Source organism: Streptomyces phytophilus (assembly GCF_013870535.1).
GTDB lineage: Bacteria > Actinomycetota > Actinomycetes > Streptomycetales > Streptomycetaceae > Streptomyces > Streptomyces phytophilus.
Window position 1 is genome coordinate 1 of record NZ_JACBXC010001280.1, and the last position, 1,693, is coordinate 1,693.

1 protein-coding gene is annotated in these 1,693 nt (G+C 74.8%); it reads left to right on the forward strand.

What is annotated here, in order from left to right:
- The coding region (locus H5J30_RS31585; RefSeq protein ID WP_181790995.1) for a DUF8508 domain-containing protein at positions 1–1,693 on the forward strand (1,693 nt) is incomplete at both ends.

Below are 1,693 nucleotides of genomic sequence, written 5' to 3' on the forward strand. Positions count from 1 at the left end.
GTATCCGCGACATCCAGGGCGACACCCGGATATCCCCGCTCGCCGGGCAGCAGGTGAGCGCCGTGCCCGGCACCGTCACCGCCGTCCGCGCCTTCGGCTCCGCCCGCGGCTTCTGGCTCCAGGACCCCCGGCCCGACGCGGACCCCGCCACCAGCGAGGCCGTCTTCGTCTTCACCGGCTCCACCACCCCCGGCGTCGCGCCCGGCGACGCGGTCGAGGTCTCCGGCGCCGTCACCGAGTACTACCCCGGCGGCAAGGACGCCGGGCTGCAGTCCGTCACCGAGCTGACCGGCGCCACGTGGACCGTCGTCTCCTCCGGCAACCCGCTGCCCGGCGCCTTCGTGCTCCGTGACGCCACCGTCCCGGCCCGGTTCGCCCCCGACGCGGCCGGCGGCGGCATCGAGGACCTGCGGCTGCGCCCCGGCTCGTACGCGCTCGACCGCTACGAGTCGCTGGAGGGCATGCGGGTCGCGGTGCGCGACGCCCGGGTCGTCGGGCCGACCACGGAGTTCGACGAGCTGTGGGTGACCGCCGAGCCCGCGCACAACCGCACCGCCCGCGGCGGCGTGCTGTACGCCGGCTACCGCGACCCCAACGGCGGCCGGCTCAAGGTCGCCTCCCTCATCCCGTTCGCCGAGCGCCCCTTCCCCGTCCTGGACGTCGGCGACCGCCTCGGCGGCACCACCGAAGGACCGCTCGACTACGACCAGTTCGGCGGCTACGAACTCCAGGCCACCGCCCTCGGCACCGAGCGGCGGACCGGCCCGGAACCCGAGTCCACCCGCCCGCAGCGCGACGCGGAGCTGGCGGTGGCCACGTACAACGTGGAGAACCTCTCCGCCCGCGACGGCGCCGCGAAGTTCGAGCGGCTGGCCCGCGCCCTCGTCGACGGCCTCGCCTCCCCCGACATCGTCGCGCTCCAGGAGGTCCAGGACGACAACGGCGCCACCGACGACGCCGTGACCGGCGCCGACGCCACCCTGCGCAAGCTGACCGACGCGATCGCCACCGCCGGCGGTCCCGCGTACGAGTGGCGCCAGATCGACCCCGCGGACGACGCCGACGGCGGCCGGCCGGGCGGCAACATCCGCGTCGCGTTCCTGTACGACCCCGAGCGGGTGTCCTTCACCGACCGGCCCGGCGGCGACGCCACGACGCCCGTCGCGGTCACCGGTGACGGCGGCGCCCCGGCGCTGTCCGCCTCCCCGGGGCGTATCGCCCCCGGCGACCCGGCCTGGAACGACAGCCGCAAGCCGCTCGCCGGCGAGTTCACCTTCCGCGGCCGTACGGTCTTCGTCGTCGCCAACCACTTCAGCTCCAAGGGCGGCGACCAAGCGCTCGACAGCCGCTTCCAGCCGCCCGCGCGCGGCTCGGAGGAGCAGCGGATCGCGCAGGCCGAGGCGGTCAACGGGTTCGTACGGGACGTGCTCGCCGTGGACCGCAGGGCAGGCGTCGTCGTCGCCGGGGACATCAACGACTTCCCCTTCTCCCCCGCCGTCGAGCGGCTGACCGCCGATCGCGCACTGGTCGACCTGGTGAACGGGCTGCCGCGCGCCGAGCGCTACGGGTACGTCTTCAACGGCAACTCCCAGGTGCTGGACCACATCCTGACCAGCCCCGCACTGGCGGCCCGGGCGGACTACGACATCGTCCACCTCAACGCCGAGTACGCCGACCAGGCCAGCGACCACGA